Here is a 17264-nt window from a genome sequence, read left to right on the forward strand (position 1 = left end):
ACTGAATCGTATCTTAAGTCAAGACAACATCGCCGCTCGCCTGGCGACTGTCCGCGGGATGGATCGCATGAATCGCCTTGCCCCACAGTCGATAACACCTCAGGCCGCGCCAGCGCCGCCGCGAGCCCGTACTAAGGAGTCCTAATGCAGCAGAGCAGGACCGGAAGCACAGACGCCGGACTGCACACGAGATGGAACGAGGCGCTCATCGGCCTGGTGGCTGTCCTGGTCCTGGTGAACTTCGTGGTCGACTCGGCTATCACCGCGCCGTTGCTCGTCCTCCCGGAGATGCTCGACCATTTCGGAACCAACCAGGCGGCGTGGCTCAACGCCACCGCGATGCTGGCGGGAGTGATGTGGGCGCCCCTGCTCGGAAAGTGTGCCGACATCTACGGCAAGCGCAGGGTGCTCGTGCTGACGTTGCTCATTAGCGGCGCCGGCGCCCTCGTGTGCGCCGTGGCCCCCATCCTCTGGGTATTCGTGGCGGGGCGCATGTTGCAGGGAGCGGCTCTGGCCGCCGTATTCCTCTCCGTCGCAATCGTTCGAGGTGTCTGCGCGCCCCGCATCGCGATGATCATCGTGGGCATCGTGACCTCCGGCTCCGCGGTGCTCAACATCGCGTCCCGTTTCCTCATCGAGAAGTTGGCCATGGAGTTCGGCTTCCAGATCTTGTTCCTCGTATCGGCGGTCGTCGCGGCCGCGATGGCGATCTGCGTGCGCAATGTCGTTCCCGAATCCTTGATCAAGACACCAGGCAAGATCGACGTCGGCGGTGCTCTTCTCCTCGGCGGAGGCATCGCCGGGGTGATCAGCTATGTCAGTCTGGGTTCGGACCTCGGCTGGCTCGCCGTCGGTCCGCTGGCTCTCCTCGTCGGTGGCGTCGCGGCATTGGCCAGGTGGCTTCTGGTCTCGAGTCGAAAGCCCGACCCGCTGATCGACGTCAGGGACCTCGGTGGGCCGTTGGTGCTCACGCTCTTGGTCGTATTCCTCGGAGCCGGTTCGTACCAGAGCATGCTGCAGCTCATTCCTCTCATCGGTGACGTCTCGGCCGATCAGCAACTCGGGTACGGCCTGGCCGACCAGGGATCGGTGGCGCTGCTGCTCGCGGCGCCGGGACTCGGAGTCATGCTCGGAGGTCCGGGGGCCGGATGGCTTGCCGCACGTATCGGACCGGCCTCGACCTTGGCCGGTGCAGTCATGCTCGGAACGGTGGTGACCATCGGGATGTTCCTCGGGGCTTCCCAGCTTCCCGCCGCGCTCTGCTGCGCATTCCTGCTGGGTGTGACGGTAGGAGCGCTCGGGACAGCCGGCTTCAACATGGCGGGCAGCGTGGCGTCCGCCGAGCGGCAGGGCATCGTGTCCAGCCTGGTCATGGTGATGGTCTCGATCGGGTCGGTGGTGCTGAACTTCGTGGGCGCAGCCGTGCTCGAGTCGACCGTCGTAGTCGTCGACGGGGAAACAACGAACTCGGCCACGGGCGTGTTCAGCTGTATCGCTATCGCTTCCGGCGCGTTCGCGATCGCCGCGGTACTGGCCGTCATGCTCGTGCGAAGCACACGCCTCAGCCGCTCGCCCGACCTCGCACGGGACGCGGTGTGATGGACCTCTTTCGACTGTCGCATCACGGACTCAGGAGTCGGCTTTCAGGTCACCGCCACCGACTTCAGCGCGGTCGGCTTGGCTCAGCTTCAGCACGCCGCCGCGACGGCAGGTATCGACGACCGGGTGCGGACACTCGAACACGATGCCCGCACGCTGATCCCTTTGCCCGACAACGCATTCGACGGCGTTTTCGCGCACATGCTGTTGTGCATGGCTCTGTCCGCTGAGCAGATCCTCGCCTTGGCCAGCGACATCAAGCGGGTGCTGCGACCCGGCGGCGTCTTCGTCTACACCGTCCGCCATGTCGGCGACGCGCACTACAAGACGGGCATCGCCCACGGTGACGACATCTACGAACAGGGTGGGTTCGCGGTCCACTTCTTTTCGCGCGCGCTGGTCGATGCCGTCGCCGACGGGTGGGATCTGACCGAGGTCCACTCGTTCGAAGAGGGCGAACTCCCCCGCCGCCTGTGGCGCGTCACCCAGGCCTTGCCACCCCGAACCTCCCGGCCGGTCGGCGGTAAGCCAGCGGGACCGGGTCGCGAGTGACCTGATCGGCGGCCAGCCGCACCACCAGATGTTCCACGATCTGTATCACCATCGCGGCAGCCCGATTGTGGGCCGGGCCGTGTTCGACCGAACGAAACCAGTCACCGGGCCGCAGTGCCCCCACACCCACGAGCGACCGTGGCGGGACGCGGGAATGGTGCAGACGGTGTGGGTCGACACCGCCGTCCGCCGACCGGTCAGACGTCCCCCGATCCGGAAAGGGCGGGATGCGCCGATCCGGCGCGGCGATGAGCGCCTTGCCGGATCAGCGGATGCGGGTGCCGGACGAGTCGTGCATCGCCGGTCGACGCGACATGGTGACCGGGCGGGACTGCGATCTCGGGCAATCGTCCCGCTATCGCGGTTCCCTTCGGTCGGCCGCCCAGCTGATGGGGCCTGGCCCTAATGCGCCCCGAGCCCGATCGGGCTCGTCTAGGGTGTGGGTGCGAGGTCGCAGTCAATGATGCGTGAACAGCGGTACGTTCCGTGGTTATTTCCACCGAATCGAAAGGCGCTGCATAGCAATGGATTTGACGCAAATCGAGCTACTGACGGAGTTGGAGCCGGTTGTCGCGGCCAATATCGACCGGCATTTGGCCACGGTCAAGGACTGGTGCCCGCATGATTATGTTCCCTGGGACGAGGGCCGCAACTTCGCAGCAATGGGTGGCGAGGATTGGAAACCCGAGCAATCACGGCTGTCGGAGGTCGCCAAGGTCGCGATGGTCACGAATCTGCTGACCGAGGACAACTTGCCTTCCTACCACCGCGTGATCGCCGAGAACTTCACTCGCGACGGCGCGTGGGGCACCTGGGTCGGCCGCTGGACCGCTGAGGAAAACCGCCACTCCATCGCCATGCGTGACTACCTCGTTTGCACCCGCGCTGTCGATCCGGTTGCCCTGGAGAGCGACCGGATGGTGCATTTGACCCGCGGTGTGCACGCGCCGGAGGGCTTCGGCGGTGTGCTCGATCAGGTCGCGTATGTGACGTTCCAGGAGTTGGCCACCCGGGTCAGCCATCGCAGCACAGGACGGGTCTGCGATGACCCGATCGCCGAACGGATGCTGCAGCGCATAGCGGCTGACGAGAATCTGCACATGATGTTCTATCGCAACGTCACCGGCGCCGCGTTCGATATCGCTCCTGATCAGACGATGGAGTCTGTGACCACCATCGCGAAGACGTTCGCCATGCCGGGCACCGGTATGCCGAACTGGCGTCGCAATGGCGTGTTGATGGTCAAGCACGGGATCTACGACCTGCGTCAGCACCTGGACGACGTGTTGATGCCGGTCCTGCGAATCTGGGACGTCTTCGATCGCACCGACTTCACCGCACGCGGCGAACGCAGCCGCGAAGAACTCGCCGAGTACCTCGACAAGCTCGGTCGCGACGTCATCCGGTTCGAAGAACAACGCGCCCGCATCCTCGCCCGCGAGGCGGCGCGAGTCGGGTAGCGCCCCCTGCGCGTCACAGTCCTGCGCGACCACCCACTCGACCGCGCCACCTATCCGGTGCAGACTTCCGTGTGCTTGCCCTCGACGGAGGTAGGTCGACCGCCGCGATCCATTCTTGCCCGAGTGCCACGGCGCGGCGGTCGAGTTCGGCGCACTGCATCGCCGCGGCCTGCCGGAACTCCTGGCATGTACGGCGCGATGCCGACCCGGCGCCGCGCTGGCTACGCGAAACGATTCGCGCCGCGCTCGGCTCGCCCGCCGAAGGGGTTCGAGGATCTGATTCAGCCGGTGATCGTGGTGAGGGCGTGGGGGAGGGTGGCGTCGCCGGGTGGGTGATCGGACCAGCGGGCTCCGATGTGGCCGTCGGGTCGGATGAGCAGTGCTCCGTGGGGGCCGAGGCGGTAGCGGTCGGCGTGCTCCTCGGGGAGGGGCTCGATGTGTAGTGGCCACGGCGCGGTGGCCTGGTGCTTCCAGTGGTCGGGGTCCGGGGTGAGCAGGGTGAACCATTCGCCGATGGCATCGAGCGCTGAGCGGTCGGGAGTGAGCCACAGGTGTGGCATACGGTGGCCTGGTTCGGCGGTAGGCACATAATCTGTGCCTGTGCCTGTGCCTGTGCCTGTGCCTGTGCCGGACGGCGCGGGTCGGGTGTGGTGCTCGGTGCGGACGGCGTCGGAGTGGTAGGTGACCCCGAGCACGAGACCGAGTTGGGCGAAGTACCGGTCCGACCAGGGCAGTTCGATCTGCGCCTGCGCTGTCGCACCGTTGTGCAATTGGTCGTGGCGCCTATTTTGGGCTTGGAGCATGAGTTGGGTGTTGGCGACAGCTTGGCGGAGAGTCTCGTGGGCGACGGGTTGTCGTTCCGTCTCGTAGGTTGCCAACAGGTTGGTCGGGCCCACCCGCGCAGCACACCCGCCAGTTTCCAGCACAGGTTGTGCACATCGGCGATGCCAGCGTTCATGCCCAGGCCACCGGCGATGGGGACCGCGTGCGCGGCATCGCCGGTCAGCAAGATCCGGCCGTGGCGGAACCGTTCGGCCACGAACGCGTTCATCACCCAGTGCTGAACCCGCAACACGTCGACTCTTCCGCTGATGTCGGGGCCGAGGGCTGCCCGCACGCCCCAGCGTTCCAGTAGCGCTCGGGCGGTGAGCCCCACGGGTCCACCGCCGAAGATCAATACTTCCACCTCGGCATTTGCTGCGGGCATCTCGAACTCCTCCTGCTCATCTGAGAGCTATCGGGGCATTCGGTCGGGAAGGCGTGGCCGGCTCTTTGGCACCGACCATCGCCGGTAACTCTGTGAGATGGCCGTCTCGGGGAAGTTTCAACTGCATTTCACCGGCTCCCTGTCGATCAGGACCGAAACCCGGATCCTGCGCTCACAGCTGGCACAAATGTTGCTCACATTCCGGGCAGAGGTTGGGGCGCAACGATTCTCGCGTCGGTACGGCAGATATCGGCCGACGGTTTCGCAACGAGATCCACCCCTCAGGAGGAATGTATGGGAGTTAAGTCGAAGCTGGTGACGGCTGTCGCGGCGGGTGTCGTGGTATTCGGCGCACTGGGTGTCGGCGCTGGTATCGCGAGCGCCGACCAGCCCCAGGGACCGGAGTCCGGGCAGCAGTGTCCGCCGCCGCCCGGTGACCACCAGGGTCCGCCGCCCGGTGACCACCAGGGTCCGCCTCCCGGTGACCACCAGGGCCCGCCGCCCGGTGACCACCAGGGCCCGCCGCCCGGTGATAACCAAGGTCCGCCGCCCGGATGCCAGCCGCCCGCACAGTGATCTGAGACCGCAGCCCTATGTCCTGCAAGGACATAGGGCTTTTCTCGTGCCGAATCCGGTTTTCGATGTGGGCGGCGTGCTGGCGGACGAACTATGGTGTGGTCGTGCGGATTCGACGGTGGCGGCGGGTGTACCTGGGCGCCGAGTATGCGGCACTGTTCTTTGGCGGGGCGACCGCATACAACGCGGTATTGCGCGGCCGGCCCCCGATTCCTGCATTGCTCGCGCTTGCGGTCGGTGTCTCCGGCTACCTGCGGCGCTCGCCCGATTTCGATCGGGCCGCATTGTGGCGCACCGAGGCGCTGCGGCCGCAGGCGCGCTCGATGGCCGCGCTGGCGGGCGGGAATGCGGTAGCACTCACCGCGGTGGTTGCGCTATCGCGGCGCAATGACCTATTCGACCTACCTCGGCGAAATCCTTGGCTGTGGCTGGCGGTGATGGTGCTGTATCCCGTGCTGAGTGTGTACCCGCAGGAGCTGATCTTCCGTTCCTTTCTCTTCCACCGGTACGCGCCGGTCTTCGGTGAGGGTGCCGGGTTGGTGGCCGCGAGCGCGGTCGCCTTCGGATATGTGCACATCCTGTTCGGCAGTTGGATCTCGGTGGTTATGAGCGGTGTCGGCGGCTGGATCTTCGCAACGCGGTATTTGCGGACACAGTCACTGTTCACCGCTTCCGTGGAGCATTCGGTATACGGAATGCTCATTTTCACCATCGGCTTGGGCCGATACTTCTATCACGGTGCCGCTCCAGCGGCCGGAATCCGGCAGGGCTCCCGGCTGCCCGTGGGATAACCGCGGATCGCGATCAGGCGCGGCGGCGCAGCGCGTCGATGACGGTGCGGGCAGCGTTGGACGGGGTGCGATCGGCGTGGTAGGCGATGGCCAGTTTCCACGGGATCGGTTCGGCGGCTTCGGAATAGGCGATATCGGGGGCTCGTTCGGCGACGGATCGGGGCAAGAGGGTGACGCCGAAATCGTTGGCGGCCAGTTCCAATGCGAAGATCTGGTCGGCGACCTCGATGACGGGACGGCGTTGCGGGAACAGTGAGTCCGCGATGGCGCGGATGCCCCAGCCCGGCGGGAGGTCGATAAATCTGACGTTGTCGAGGTCGGTGGCGCGGAAGCGACGGCCGGCAAGGGGATGGGCCACTGCGGTGCACAGGACGAGGGTTTCCCAGTGGATCGGGTGCAGCGTGATACCGGAAAGATCGTCGAACATGCCTGCCACCAGGGCGATGTCGAGACTGCCGTCACGCAGTCCGGCGATATTGCCTGCCACGCCCGAGGTGCTCTGACGCATTTGCAGTGTGATCGACGGGTACCGCCGGTGCATCTCGCCGATCACGGTGGCCAGATCGAGGGTGTGCACGTTCATGAGATTGCCGATGACCACCTCACCGCGCACCTGGCCCTGTGCCGCATCGATCGCGTCGACGATTTCACGCCGGGCCCGCAGCATCGCCCTGGCCGGTTCGATCATGGCGCGGCCCGCCTCGGTGAGTTCGAGGGTCCGCGGTGTCCGGTCGAACAGGCGGGTGCCGAGTTCGCGCTCCAACTTCGCCACACTCGTCGACACCGCGGACTGCACCAGATTCAGCGATCGGGCGGCGGCGGTGAAGGAGCGATGTTCCAGGCAGGCGAGGAAGCATTCGATCTGGCGCATCTCCATCGGCCGAGAATATATCTATGTGATAGATGGCTCCATCAAAATTCATCGCTTTTATTGATCGGTGCGATGCTGGACGATACGACTGTGACTATCTCGCTCACCGAGACCGCCGGTGTGAAGCTGACCCGGCTGGTTGTGCTCGTATTCGCCCTCACGGCGGGCTCTTCCGCAGGTTGTCTCTACTACCTACAGCCGCTGCTGCACACGGTCGCGGGGGAGTTGGATATCTCGATCGCGACCGCGGCCCTGCTGGTGAGCGCGGCGCAGATCGGTTATCTGTCCGGGATCGCGCTGCTGGTTCCGCTGGGTGACTTCCTGGAGCGCCGCCGCATGGTTCCGGCACTGCTGTTGGCTTCGTTTGTAGCCCTTGCGGTTTCGGCAGCGGCACCGAACTTCGCGGTATTGCTCCCCGCGGTATTCGTCACCGGTGTCACCGCGTCCGCGGCACAGATCGTGGTGCCGTGGTCGTCGGCGCTGGCCGATCCGGAACGACGTGGCGAGATTGTCGGCACGGTGATGAGCGGATTGCTGCTCGGCATCCTGCTGTCGCGCGTGCTGTCCGGCGCCGTCGCCGAAGTGGGTGGTTGGCGGACCGTGCTGCTGGTCGCGGCGGGTCTGCAGTTGGCCATGTCGGTGAGCGTTTATGTGCTGGTACCGACCACGGGCTCGGCCGCGGCGGGTGAGCGCTATCCCGAGGTGCTCGCCTCGATCTTCGCGCTCATCCGAAACTATCCGGTGTTGCGGCAGCGTATGGTGCTGGGGTTCCTTGCCATGGCGTGCTTTTCGCTGGTGTGGACCGCGATCGTCTTTCTGCTCGCCGGGATGCAGGCGAGTCCGTACCACTACTCGGAATTCACCATCGGCCTGTTCGGACTCGCCGGGGTGGCCGGTGCGCTCGGTGCGCCGGTAGTCGGCCGATTGGCCGATCGCGGGTACCAGCGTGCGGTCACCACGGCGGTCTGGGCGACAGTGCTCGTCAGCTGGGCGCTGCTGGCATGGGGTGGGCACAGTGTGGTGGCGTTGATTGCCGCCCTATTGGTGTTCGATCTCGGGATCCAGGGCATCCAACTGTCCAATCAGAGCGCTATCTATGCCCTCGATCCCGCCGCCCGCAGCAGGTTGACCACCGCCTATATGGTGAGCTTCTTCCTCGGCGGCGTTGCGGGTTCGGTCTCGGCCGGAGTTGCATACCAGTCCGGTGGGTGGTCACTGGTATGCGGAATCGGGCTTACCGCAACAATTCTCGGGCTCCTGCTCTGGGCGGCGTTCGCGCGTAAGGTTTCGTCCCCGGCCTGACCGGCGGCTATGTGGTCGCCACCAGGATCTGTTCGGCGCTCGGGGGCCGAAGCCCGTCTGCTCGTCCCGCGAAGTAGCGCTCGGTGAGGGTGGACGTTGAAATATGTCGAGCCGATGGGAAACCCGTCTCCTTGGCCAGCTCGATCAGCTCGTAGGGGCTGAACAGGCTGAGGAAGGGGACTCCGCTCGCGCGCGCGGCGTCTTCGACCGCTCGGCGCATCGGGCGCTCCTCGGCGTCGAGCAGATCCAGCGGCAGCTGGAATGTGGTCGCGAAGGTCGAGCCGGGGGCCAGCGCCGCGAGATGGTGCAGCGTCTGGATATTCGCCTCTCGGGTGAGGTACATGGAGACACCCGTCGAGACGACCACCGCGCGACGCTGCGGATCGAAGCCCGCGGAAATGAGCCGGTCCCACCAGGATTCGGTCTCGAAATCGACCGGCACCAGGCGCAGCCACTCCGGGATTCCGAAACCGAGTTCGAGTAGTCGCTGCCGCTTCCATGCCTGCGGTCCGGCTTGGTCTACCTCGAATACCGTGAGGCGGGAGGCGATTTCGGGTCGGCGCTGGGCGAAGGTGTCGAGTCCGGCCCCGAGGATGACGTACTGGTCGACACCATGGGCGGCCTGTTCGGTCACCAGATCCTCGACGAAGCGGGCACGCGCCGTGACGCAGGCGCGGGAGAGCGCGGTCGCTTCGGGATGCATATCCTGTCGATCGCGCCACCCCGGGTCCGGGGCCACCAACCGCAAACCGACCTCGTCCTCGAGCACATGTGGTGGTGAATCGAGCTCGATGTGCAGAGCGCGCCACAGCGCGACCCGCACCGCGGTGCTCTCGGGGCCGATGATCTGCTGCATCGCGTACTCCTTCAGCCGAGCTTTCCGACCTGCAGATTCCAGATCCGTCCGTCGGGGTCGCGGACCGTCATTTCCTTTGTCCCGTAATGGGTTTCCTCGAACGGCGTGACCACCTCGACATCGCTGTCCGGCCGGAACGAGTCGGGATCGGTGACCGTCAGCACGAGCTGAGTCGATGGCGTCTCACTGGCCGGAATCTCGGCGATGAAGACGTAGGGGCCGTCGCCATTGCGGAACAGTCCGGAGTTGTGGTCGGTGGTGAATTCGGGCTCGAAGCCGAGCGCCATGAAGAATCGCGCCGACTTGCCCCAGTTATGCGTTTCGACGAAGACGCCTTGAATGCCCTCTGTCGTCATATCGAATCTCCCTCTCGTGGTCACGGTTGCTGGTCGTGGGCGTCGTCGAGATAGGCGCGCAGTGCCTGCGCGACCAATGCCGACAGTGACATGCCCGACTCGATCGCACGGAACTTCACCTGCTTGATCAGCTCGACCGGCAGGTACACGTTGAACTGCTTCACATCCTCGTCACCCACGCCCCGATGCTAGCATTCTAGCAAGCTAGTGTCACGTCTCGTGGTGGTGAGCCTTGACGGGTCGAGCTCCGGGCAGTAACTTGTTAGTCAACAAGGAAGTTTCTAGGAGGATCTATGGTCGCCGACGAGCGGAGCCACTCAGTGCGCACAGCGGGAATGCCCGCTGCTGGGGGAGCGAGATGAGCGCGGCGAAGGTTGCGCCGGAGGTTGGCACGCGGATCGAATGGCTGGCTCCGCTGCACGAGTGGGGGTTGGACCCCGGTGCGGTCTTGGACCGAATCCCGTCGTGTGCAACAGATTTCCGACCTGAACTGCGCGCGAGCGGCACTCCCGACTCGGTTGACACCTACGACCTGATCACGCTTCCGTATCCGACGCGGTTCGGCCTCTGGCGGGCGTCGATGGCTCCCGCGCCGTTCGTATCGATCACGAACCGGATGCTGGTCGTGCGCTGGACCGAACTCGACGGTCGCCGCCGTACGCTGCTGTTCGAACCCAGTGACGTCGAATTGGGAACCAACACTCCGTATTTCGCCGCCCTCACCAAGCGCACGCCCAGTCGGCTCGCCGATCTGCTGATCCAGCGACACGATGATGTGCTCACCCATCTGCGCAGTGCGGGCATCGATCCGGCGGAGGTCGACTACCTGGTCTTCGACCACTTGCACACCCAGGATGTCCGGCGCTGGCTCGGCACCACGACGCCCCAGCCCGATCTGGGTGCACCGGTGCCGCTGGAGCCGATCTTCCCCAATGCCCGTCTGCTGGTGCAGCGTTCGGAGTTGATCGCGCTGGATCACCTACATCCGCAGCAGCGACCGTGGTATCAGCCGGACACCTATCGGGATCTGCGCACCGAGGCGATCGTCCCGATCGACGGTGACATCCTGCTCGGCCCCGGTGTCGCCATCGTGGCCACGCCCGGCCACACCACCGGCAACCAGACCCTGGTGCTGAACACCAGCAGCGGCATCTGGGCCAGCAGTGAGAACGCGATCGCCGCGGAATGCCTGGTCCCGCGGTATTCGAAACTGCCCGGCGTACGCCGCTGGTCGGAGCAGTGGCAGCAGGGGGTCGTGGTGAACGCCAATACCGTCGAAACGATTGCCGCCCAGTACAACTCGCTGATCCTGGAACGGTCGATCGTTGATGTCTGCGAGCGGGACAGCCGCTTTCCGCAGTTCTTCCCCTCCAGTGAGCTGACGCGCCGGTGGACGAATCCGGGCACCGCCCCGACCTTCACGCATCAGCGCATCACCCACCGCGGCGGCGCGAAGGGGAGTGCATGATTGATGCCCGCGCCGCGCCGCCATCGGCCACTCCAGCCTGCGAGATACCGTCATGACGACAGGTCGCCGCACGGGAGGAATGGTCATGAGTCGAGGTGACGCCATATCGCGTCGGTCCCAGGAGGAACGCCGCAGCGAGGCCGAGCGGCGGCTGCTGGAATCGGCCGCTGAGCTGGTCGGCGAGATCGGCCCGTCCAAAGTGACTTTGGCCGCCATCGGTGATCGCGCGGGCTACAGTCGCGGTCTGGTCACCCACCACTTCGGCTCCAAGGGCGCGATGATGGAGCGGCTCGTCGGCGTCGTCGGCGAACGGTTCCAGGATGACCTCATCTCTTCGACCGTGTCCGAATCGCCAATGGACCAGATGATCGGCTTCGTGCGGACCTACTTCGGCATCGTGTCCGATATTCCGCCGATGAATCGGGCCCGGTTGGTGCTGTGGGCGGATGCGGTGGCCACACCGTCGGAGCTGCGTCCGGCCATTGTCGCCGCCGATCGCGAATTCCGTGACGAACTCGCCGAGCGCATCGCGCAGGGTCAGGCCGCCGGGGAATTCTCCCGCCATATCGACGTGGAAGGGCTCGCCACCACCACCGTCGGCATGCTGCGCGGCATCGCACTACAAAAACTGCTCGACCCGGAGGTCGACCTCGACGCCTGCCGCCGCGAAGTCGAGCAACTATTTCTCACTCGTCTTCGCCCAACGGAGCACGAGGTGCCACCCGAATAGAAAGAACCCGTGTAATGAGTCGAGTCTTCGGTCAGATCACACAGATCGGTTACGTTGTCCGCGATATCCGCGCCGCGATGGACCACTTCATCCAAAATGGCATTGGCCCTTGGTTTTACGTCCATAAGGTGGAGACCGATTACTTCACCTACCGCGGCGTCGACTCGCCGCTGGAAATGAGCGTCGCCTTGGCCAATTCCGGTGATGTGCAGATCGAATTGATCCAGCAGCGCAACGACGCTCCGTCGCTCTACAAGGACTTCCTCGACTCCGGTCGCGAAGGCGCGCAGCACATCGCCTACTGGACCACGGATTTCCAGACCCTCTACGACAAGGCGCTGTCGCTCGGATACGTGGTCGGGCAGGAAGGTTCGATCGGGGGCGATCAGGGTCGCTTCGCCTACCTCGACACCGAGCACACCCAGGGCACGATCATCGAGATTTCCGATATCAGCGGGCCCAAAGGGGAAGTCTTCAAATACATCCGGGAAGCCGCCGCCACCTGGGACGGCACCGATCCCATCCGCGGGGATGTCGGCAACCTCTGACCCTGCGCACTACGACGACTTCCGAGGAACCGCAATGGAATATCCCGATCCCGCCACCCTGCCCGCCGAGCTGCGGGAGGCGCTGACCACCCACAATGCGAATATCTATCGGATGGTGGCGCATTCACACGGCATGGGGCTCAGCTTCCTGGATATGGCCGGTGCGATGTTGCAGACCAATTCGGTGCCGTTCCCGTTGCGGGAGTTGGCGATTCTGCGCATCGGACATGTCTACGAATCGCCCTACGAGCTGCACCATCACGAAAGGTTCGCGCGCGCGGTCGGTCTCAGCGAGAACGCTATCGCCGCGGCTGCCACGGGTATGGGCGCGGGTTTGTCCGCCGAAGAGGCGTCGATCCTGTCCTGGACCGATCAACTGCTCGCCGAGCACACTCTCGGCGAGGCCGAACGCAAGCAAGCTCTGGAACTCTTCAGCGTGACGCAGCTGGCCGATTTCGTGCTCACCGTTGGCTTCTATCAACTGGTGTGCAACTTCCTCAATACCTTCGACGTCACCACCGACGGCGAAGCCTGAGGTACTCACCGAAAATGTCAGGGCCCGGGTCGATTTCGACCCGGGCCCCGGCATTGTTCCTATGCGGTCCCCTTGGCGAGTTCGAGCATGCTCGGATCGTGTGAGCAGACCATCAAGAGGTCGGGTTCGCCGCGGTGGTAGAGCTCGGTGAGGCGAGCATGATTCTCGCGCACCATCTTTCGATCGTAGGCGGCGGTGGTTTCCATTGCCCGCAGGACGAACGGGACCTGGGAATGGCCGTCGACGGTGCCGGGGTGGTAGAAGGCGTCACCGCAGTGCACGATCCACCGATGCCCGGCATCGACGGCGACGGCGGCGTGGCCGCGGGTATGGCCGGGCAGTGCGATGAGCGCGATGCCCGGTGCGATATCGGTGAGTTCCTTGGCTGCAGCGAAGCCTCGCCATTGCTCACCATCGGGGGTGTGCTGCACGATCTTCGGGCCGTGCGCCCACTGGGACGAGCGGAAGCGCTGTCTGTCGAATGGGGTCGGTGATGTCATCGCCCCGAGTACTTCCGCTGCGGTGATATGGATTTCGGCGTCCGGGAAGTCGCAGAGACCGCCGATATGGTCGAGATCCATATGGGTGAGCACGATGTGGCGTACATCCTCGCGGCGGAAGCCGAGCCGTTCGACCTGATACGCGGCGGTCTCGTCCGTGGCGAACGCGGGGTGCAGGAAATGCCGCATCGCCCCGATGCGCCGCGCCGGATTCGCGATGTCCTGCAGGCCGTAGCCGGTGTCGACGAGGACGAGTCCGTTGTCGGTTTCCACGAGCAGGACATGGCAGATCAGTTGTGTGGTCGGCAGATTCATGGTGCCGCAATTGAGGTGATGGACCTTCAAGACATATGCCTTCTTCGGTGCTGTACGGAAACTAAGGGATTTCGAGGACGACCTTGCCGACGGCCTGATAGGAGCGCATGAATTCCGCGATGGCTTTCGCCTCGTCGAAATGGAAGATGCGATCCACGACCGGTCGGATGCGTCCGGCGGCGAGCGCGGGCAGGACGTCGGGGACGAGTGCGGCGCAGACCGCACCCAACTCCTCCGGAGTGCGGACGCTGAATGTGGTCCCTTGCAGCCGAAGTCGCCGGAATGAGAGTTGGTCGAGATCGAGGGTGGACTGCTTACCCGCAAGGCGGCCGATATTGATGATGGTGCCGCCGAGCCGGGTGGCGGCCAGCGAATCCGCCAGTACCTGTCCGCCGAGGTGGTCGAGGGCGAGATCGACCCCGGCGCCATGGGTGACCCGACTGACGACTTCGGCGATGTTCTCGGTCTTGGTGTTGATGACCACGTCGGCGCCGACTGCGGTGAGTGCACCGGCCTTCTCGTCGGACGTGGTGGTCGTGACGACAAGACTCGCACCAAGGGCCTTGGCGAGTTGCACAGCCAGCAGTCCGATCGCCGAGGTGCCGCCCAGTATGAGCACGCGCTGCCCTGCGGTGAAGCCGCCCTGGGTGACCAGGGCATCGTGTTCGGTCGCCAGCCCGACGGGAAGCGCTGCCGCATCCGTCCACGCCAGGTCGGCGGGCATCGCGATCGCATGCCGATGGTCGAGCAGTGCGTAGGTGGCGAACGCACCCAACCCCGCGCCCCCGACCCGGTCGCCGACGGCGATATTCCGCACATCCGCGCCCACGGCCTCGACCTCACCGGCCATCTCCAGGCCGGCGGTGAAGACAGTGCTGGTCTTCGTATTCGGGTTGTAACTGCCGTCGAGCATGTACAGGTCGGCGCGGTTGACCCCGGCCGCACGGACCCGGACAAGGATCTGACCTGGGCCCGCAGTGGGGACGTCGAGCTCACGAACCTCCCAATCGGGCCCGGCCCCGCCGACAAGTGCACTCATTGTCGCCATCGGTGTTCTTCTCCATTCGCTATGCCACTCGATTGATGCAAGGCGTCCCCGCAGGTCAGCGGGCTCCGCTGGCATCGGATAAAACTTACTTGTTGGCTAACAAGTTACATCTGTGGCGGTGTCCCGTCAAAGGCTTCATGTCGGGAGCAACCGGACTACCGGACATGGGGCGGGGGCATTCGGTGGATCGGGGGGTGGCGCGATAACTTGATCGGGTGATCGAGAGTTCTGTATCCACGACGGTGGGGGCGTGGCGGGTAGGTGATGGCGTCCCGGTGTCGTTGCGGGAGGCGACGGTGGCGTGGGCGGTTGCCGCGCATGCTGAGCTGTCCGAGATTGCCACGGGGTACGGGCATTTCATCACGGTCGCAGAGTTGGCCGAGCGGGTGCAGGAGGTGTCGGGGGTGCAGACCGGGGCGCCGACGCGGACCTGGATGGAGGCCATTCTGCGCAAGGTCGCGCGGCGGTGCCACCATGCGGGCGAGCCGCCGCTGACCTCGCTGTGTGTGCAGGAGAACCATACTGTCGGCGACACCTACAAGTACGTACTCGAACTCGCGAGGCTACCGATTCCGAACGACCTCGAGTTGCATGCGTCCTACGCCCGATGGCAGTGCTACGAGCACCACGGGGCCACCATGCCCGCCGATCTGGCCGTCCCGCCGCTGACTCCGAAGGTGGCGGGACGCCGTCGAGCGGCGGGCGCGACCGCACAGGAGGCCAAACCACAGCCGACCCGACCGGCGGTGTGCGCCCAATGCTTCATTCAGCTGCCCGCCAGCGGGACCTGCCAGTACTGCGTATGACGAGCCGATTCAGTTGTCCGGCGGGAATTGGCCTTTTGCTTGGACCGAGGTTCCGTTCGAGCTGAAGGTCACCACGCTGGGTCCGCCTTGCGGGCAGCACAGCGCATCCTCGGGCTTGGCCCATCGGTACTGGACCGAGACGGTGTCCTTGGTCTTGCCGAGAATTTCGGTGTAGCCGTAGGGCTTCGACGTGGCGGTGCCGAGGTAGGTGCCGTTGGTGAAGAACAGGATGTGGGTTCCGGGATGAATTCCCTGCCATTCCACCCTCATCCACGACAGGACGCCTGAGCATCCCGCCTGAATCGGATCACCGCTTCCGCCTTGTACGACCCAGCCGTTACCGGCCGGGGGCGGCGCCAATTGGGCGACCGCGGAGGCGGCGAGCGCCGAGTTCACATCGAAACACAGACCGTGTCCGCTGCCGTGGGGCCCGGATTCGGCGGGCGCGGACGTTGTTTCCGTTTGCGGGCTGGTCGCAGGCTCGGGTGCGGCCGAAGTCTCCTGTGTCGCTGCGGGATTCGGACTCACCGCAGGCTCTGGTGCCGAAGCTGCCGGTGTCGCGGCGGGTTTCGGATCCGCCGCGGGTTGTGAGCGGTCGGTGCTGGCGCCTGCCTGCACAGTGCTCGGCGAACTCGCCGACGGGACAGACGTCGCGGTGGCAACAGTTGGCGACGAGCTCGTGCCACACCCGGTAGTGCCGATCGCGATGCTCGCCGCGAGCATGACGAACGCCGATGATCCGATACTCATGGGCTCCCCTCGAAAACTGATCGACAACGCGAATTTCCCTGTGCCGCAAATAATTTGCGCACAGATAGAAAATCGGATGAATTGCGACCGGCGTTACAGGGGTATGGGCTGGCAGGCGGGGAAATGTGCCCCCAATTATCGGGGCGCGTCGAGGCGGCGATTCAGTACCAGTGGTGTTCCTGCCAGAACCTCCATGCGCTTTCGGGGCTGCCGTAGCGCTGGATCATGTAGTCGTAGGTCCAGCGGATCTGGGTGAGCGGGTTGAACCGCCAGTCCATGCCATGGGTGGCCATCTTTTCCGGCGGCAGGGCCTGGCCGAGGCCGTAGGCGCCGGTGCTCGGGTTGGTGGCGAAGACGTCCCAACCGCTTTCGTGTGTGATGACGTTATCGAACGATTGGAACTGGTAAGCGGGGACAACTGTCAATGCCAGGACCTTGGTGCCCGCGCGGATCACCGAGAGCGCGAGCACGGCCGACGAACCGGAGATCTCATCGTCGGTGGTCGCGGCTGCGGAAGCCACGCAGACGAATGACAGGCAGATAGTGGCCAATACGGCGCTGATGACACGTGACATCGACGATCAACTCCCTCCACATCCGGGACAGGTAGCGCAAAAGTCAGCAAAGCACTAGTTACCGTGACTGTGCTGCAGCTGCTTCGGCGTGTCCGGGAATGAGGAGGCGCGGTAGCGCCTGCTCGACGGTGTTTAGGCCACGGCCGAAACATGGTGTGGTTACCGCCCACTCATTCCTAGGCTGCTGACCAGTGCGGATTCAGGAGTCGGAGATGTTGAAGGATGTAGCGGTGCGGCCCGATCGAGGTATCGCACTGGTGATCGGTCGGGTGGCCGACAGGGTGGTGGTAGGGCAGCGGAAACGGTTGTGGCCGATGTGGTTGCGATGGCCGGTGACGCGGTCGCTGCCCTCGGCCCGTGATCAGTTGTTCGAACTGGATCCGGTCCTCGCGGTAATGGTGCGAGGTCCACGGTGATCG

General features: G+C 64.8%; 21 protein-coding genes and 1 pseudogene. 12 read left to right on the forward strand and 10 right to left on the reverse strand.

Going from position 1 to position 17264, the window contains the following annotated elements:
* The first annotated feature begins 144 nt into the window (after nt 1-144).
* From ACQP1G_RS09690 to ACQP1G_RS09700, 3 genes are all read left to right on the forward strand, one after another.
* Nucleotides 145-1599 carry an MFS transporter gene (locus ACQP1G_RS09690; RefSeq protein ID WP_433201093.1) on the forward strand — a complete coding sequence of 485 codons (1455 nt, stop codon included), beginning with the start codon at nt 145-147 and terminating at the stop codon, nt 1597-1599.
* Between the two features lie 21 nt (nt 1600-1620).
* Nucleotides 1621-2151 carry a class I SAM-dependent methyltransferase gene (locus ACQP1G_RS09695; protein WP_433208351.1) on the forward strand — a complete coding sequence of 177 codons (531 nt, stop codon included), beginning with the start codon at nt 1621-1623 and terminating at the stop codon, nt 2149-2151.
* A gap of 518 nt (nt 2152-2669) precedes the next feature.
* Nucleotides 2670-3611: an acyl-ACP desaturase gene (locus ACQP1G_RS09700; protein ID WP_433208353.1), complete on the forward strand. Its 942-nt coding sequence runs from the start codon at nt 2670-2672 to the stop codon at nt 3609-3611.
* 281 nt (nt 3612-3892) lie between these two features.
* On the opposite strand, the gene ACQP1G_RS09705 is transcribed toward ACQP1G_RS09700, so the two are convergent.
* Nucleotides 3893-4507, reverse strand: coding sequence for a hypothetical protein (locus ACQP1G_RS09705; protein WP_433201096.1), 615 nt, complete (start codon nt 4505-4507; stop codon nt 3893-3895).
* Between the two features lie 44 nt (nt 4508-4551).
* Nucleotides 4552-4818: pseudogene (locus ACQP1G_RS09710) on the reverse strand (FAD-dependent monooxygenase); the annotation flags it as partial.
* Between the two features lie 294 nt (nt 4819-5112).
* On the opposite strand from ACQP1G_RS09710, the gene ACQP1G_RS09715 reads away from it, so the two are divergent.
* Nucleotides 5113-5394, forward strand: a complete 282-nt coding sequence (locus ACQP1G_RS09715) for a hypothetical protein (RefSeq protein WP_433201099.1) — start codon at nt 5113-5115, stop codon at nt 5392-5394.
* A gap of 104 nt (nt 5395-5498) precedes the next feature.
* Nucleotides 5499-6185, forward strand: a complete 687-nt coding sequence (locus ACQP1G_RS09720) for a CPBP family intramembrane glutamic endopeptidase (RefSeq protein WP_433201102.1) — start codon at nt 5499-5501, stop codon at nt 6183-6185.
* A 13-nt stretch (nt 6186-6198) separates the two neighbouring features.
* Here ACQP1G_RS09720 and ACQP1G_RS09725 read toward each other — a convergent pair whose 3' ends face one another.
* The gene (locus tag ACQP1G_RS09725; protein ID WP_433201105.1) at nt 6199-7062 is read right to left on the reverse strand and encodes a LysR family transcriptional regulator; all 864 of its coding nucleotides are present in this window, start codon (nt 7060-7062) and stop codon (nt 6199-6201) included.
* A gap of 84 nt (nt 7063-7146) precedes the next feature.
* Between ACQP1G_RS09725 and ACQP1G_RS09730 the strand changes: the two genes are divergently transcribed.
* Nucleotides 7147-8358, forward strand: a complete 1212-nt coding sequence (locus tag ACQP1G_RS09730) for an MFS transporter (RefSeq protein WP_433201108.1) — start codon at nt 7147-7149, stop codon at nt 8356-8358.
* A gap of 7 nt (nt 8359-8365) precedes the next feature.
* Here ACQP1G_RS09730 and ACQP1G_RS09735 read toward each other — a convergent pair whose 3' ends face one another.
* The 3 genes from ACQP1G_RS09735 to ACQP1G_RS09745 are packed head-to-tail and all read right to left on the reverse strand — an operon-like array spanning nt 8366 to nt 9749.
* Nucleotides 8366-9214 (reverse strand): class I SAM-dependent methyltransferase, encoded by an 849-nt coding sequence (locus tag ACQP1G_RS09735; protein ID WP_433201111.1) that lies wholly within the window; start codon nt 9212-9214, stop codon nt 8366-8368.
* 11 nt (nt 9215-9225) lie between these two features.
* A complete protein-coding gene (locus ACQP1G_RS09740) occupies nt 9226-9570 on the reverse strand; it encodes a VOC family protein (protein ID WP_433201114.1) in 345 nt (114 codons plus the stop codon).
* Between the two features lie 20 nt (nt 9571-9590).
* Complete coding sequence (locus ACQP1G_RS09745) at nt 9591-9749, reverse strand: CopG family transcriptional regulator (protein ID WP_433201117.1); 159 nt, start codon at nt 9747-9749, stop codon at nt 9591-9593.
* A gap of 179 nt (nt 9750-9928) precedes the next feature.
* Here ACQP1G_RS09745 and ACQP1G_RS09750 point away from each other — a divergent pair, with 179 nt between their 5' ends.
* The 4 genes from ACQP1G_RS09750 to ACQP1G_RS09765 all read left to right on the forward strand — a co-directional run bounded on the left by ACQP1G_RS09750 (nt 9929) and on the right by ACQP1G_RS09765 (nt 12851).
* Nucleotides 9929-11038 carry a hypothetical protein gene (locus ACQP1G_RS09750; RefSeq protein ID WP_433201120.1) on the forward strand — a complete coding sequence of 370 codons (1110 nt, stop codon included), beginning with the start codon at nt 9929-9931 and terminating at the stop codon, nt 11036-11038.
* An 85-nt stretch (nt 11039-11123) separates the two neighbouring features.
* Entirely contained in the window at nt 11124-11768 is a 645-nt protein-coding gene (locus ACQP1G_RS09755; RefSeq protein WP_433201123.1) for a TetR/AcrR family transcriptional regulator, read from the forward strand.
* A gap of 14 nt (nt 11769-11782) precedes the next feature.
* Nucleotides 11783-12316: a VOC family protein gene (locus tag ACQP1G_RS09760; RefSeq protein ID WP_433201126.1), complete on the forward strand. Its 534-nt coding sequence runs from the start codon at nt 11783-11785 to the stop codon at nt 12314-12316.
* A 34-nt stretch (nt 12317-12350) separates the two neighbouring features.
* Complete coding sequence (locus tag ACQP1G_RS09765; protein WP_433201129.1) at nt 12351-12851, forward strand: carboxymuconolactone decarboxylase family protein; 501 nt, start codon at nt 12351-12353, stop codon at nt 12849-12851.
* Between the two features lie 59 nt (nt 12852-12910).
* Here the strand turns inward: ACQP1G_RS09765 and ACQP1G_RS09770 are convergent, their stop codons facing one another.
* Both ACQP1G_RS09770 and ACQP1G_RS09775 read right to left on the reverse strand, forming a co-directional pair.
* Nucleotides 12911-13696, reverse strand: coding sequence for an MBL fold metallo-hydrolase (locus tag ACQP1G_RS09770; protein WP_433201132.1), 786 nt, complete (start codon nt 13694-13696; stop codon nt 12911-12913).
* Between the two features lie 31 nt (nt 13697-13727).
* Nucleotides 13728-14705 (reverse strand): quinone oxidoreductase family protein, encoded by a 978-nt coding sequence (locus tag ACQP1G_RS09775; protein WP_433201135.1) that lies wholly within the window; start codon nt 14703-14705, stop codon nt 13728-13730.
* A 224-nt stretch (nt 14706-14929) separates the two neighbouring features.
* On the opposite strand from ACQP1G_RS09775, the gene ACQP1G_RS09780 reads away from it, so the two are divergent.
* On the forward strand, nt 14930-15520 hold the full coding sequence (locus ACQP1G_RS09780) for a hypothetical protein (protein ID WP_433201137.1): 591 nt from the start codon (nt 14930-14932) through the stop codon (nt 15518-15520).
* A 9-nt stretch (nt 15521-15529) separates the two neighbouring features.
* Here ACQP1G_RS09780 and ACQP1G_RS09785 read toward each other — a convergent pair whose 3' ends face one another.
* Both ACQP1G_RS09785 and ACQP1G_RS09790 read right to left on the reverse strand, forming a co-directional pair.
* On the reverse strand, nt 15530-16270 hold the full coding sequence (locus tag ACQP1G_RS09785; protein ID WP_433201140.1) for an LppP/LprE family lipoprotein: 741 nt from the start codon (nt 16268-16270) through the stop codon (nt 15530-15532).
* A gap of 161 nt (nt 16271-16431) precedes the next feature.
* Nucleotides 16432-16845 (reverse strand): lytic transglycosylase domain-containing protein, encoded by a 414-nt coding sequence (locus tag ACQP1G_RS09790; RefSeq protein WP_433201143.1) that lies wholly within the window; start codon nt 16843-16845, stop codon nt 16432-16434.
* A gap of 212 nt (nt 16846-17057) precedes the next feature.
* Between ACQP1G_RS09790 and ACQP1G_RS09795 the strand changes: the two genes are divergently transcribed.
* On the forward strand, nt 17058-17261 hold the full coding sequence (locus tag ACQP1G_RS09795) for a hypothetical protein (RefSeq protein WP_433201146.1): 204 nt from the start codon (nt 17058-17060) through the stop codon (nt 17259-17261).
* The last annotated feature ends 3 nt before the right edge of the window (nt 17262-17264 follow it).

This window comes from Nocardia sp. CA-107356, from assembly GCF_050946365.1.
Classification (GTDB): domain Bacteria; phylum Actinomycetota; class Actinomycetes; order Mycobacteriales; family Mycobacteriaceae; genus Nocardia.

Coding starts and splice junctions, on each gene's coding strand:
- ACQP1G_RS09715 (WP_433201099.1), top strand. CDS start 5,113: ATGGGAGTTAAGTCGAAGCTGGTGACGGCTGTCGCGGCGGGTGTCGTG.
- ACQP1G_RS09765 (WP_433201129.1), top strand. CDS start 12,351: ATGGAATATCCCGATCCCGCCACCCTGCCCGCCGAGCTGCGGGAGGCG.
- ACQP1G_RS09775 (WP_433201135.1), bottom strand. CDS start 14,705: ATGAGTGCACTTGTCGGCGGGGCCGGGCCCGATTGGGAGGTTCGTGAG.
- ACQP1G_RS09750 (WP_433201120.1), top strand. CDS start 9,929: ATGAGCGCGGCGAAGGTTGCGCCGGAGGTTGGCACGCGGATCGAATGG.
- ACQP1G_RS09755 (WP_433201123.1), top strand. CDS start 11,124: ATGAGTCGAGGTGACGCCATATCGCGTCGGTCCCAGGAGGAACGCCGC.
- ACQP1G_RS09785 (WP_433201140.1), bottom strand. CDS start 16,270: ATGAGTATCGGATCATCGGCGTTCGTCATGCTCGCGGCGAGCATCGCG.
- ACQP1G_RS09690 (WP_433201093.1), top strand. CDS start 145: ATGCAGCAGAGCAGGACCGGAAGCACAGACGCCGGACTGCACACGAGA.
- ACQP1G_RS09760 (WP_433201126.1), top strand. CDS start 11,783: ATGAGTCGAGTCTTCGGTCAGATCACACAGATCGGTTACGTTGTCCGC.
- ACQP1G_RS09795 (WP_433201146.1), top strand. CDS start 17,058: ATGTTGAAGGATGTAGCGGTGCGGCCCGATCGAGGTATCGCACTGGTG.
- ACQP1G_RS09735 (WP_433201111.1), bottom strand. CDS start 9,214: ATGCAGCAGATCATCGGCCCCGAGAGCACCGCGGTGCGGGTCGCGCTG.
- ACQP1G_RS09790 (WP_433201143.1), bottom strand. CDS start 16,845: ATGTCACGTGTCATCAGCGCCGTATTGGCCACTATCTGCCTGTCATTC.
- ACQP1G_RS09740 (WP_433201114.1), bottom strand. CDS start 9,570: ATGACGACAGAGGGCATTCAAGGCGTCTTCGTCGAAACGCATAACTGG.
- ACQP1G_RS09725 (WP_433201105.1), bottom strand. CDS start 7,062: ATGGAGATGCGCCAGATCGAATGCTTCCTCGCCTGCCTGGAACATCGC.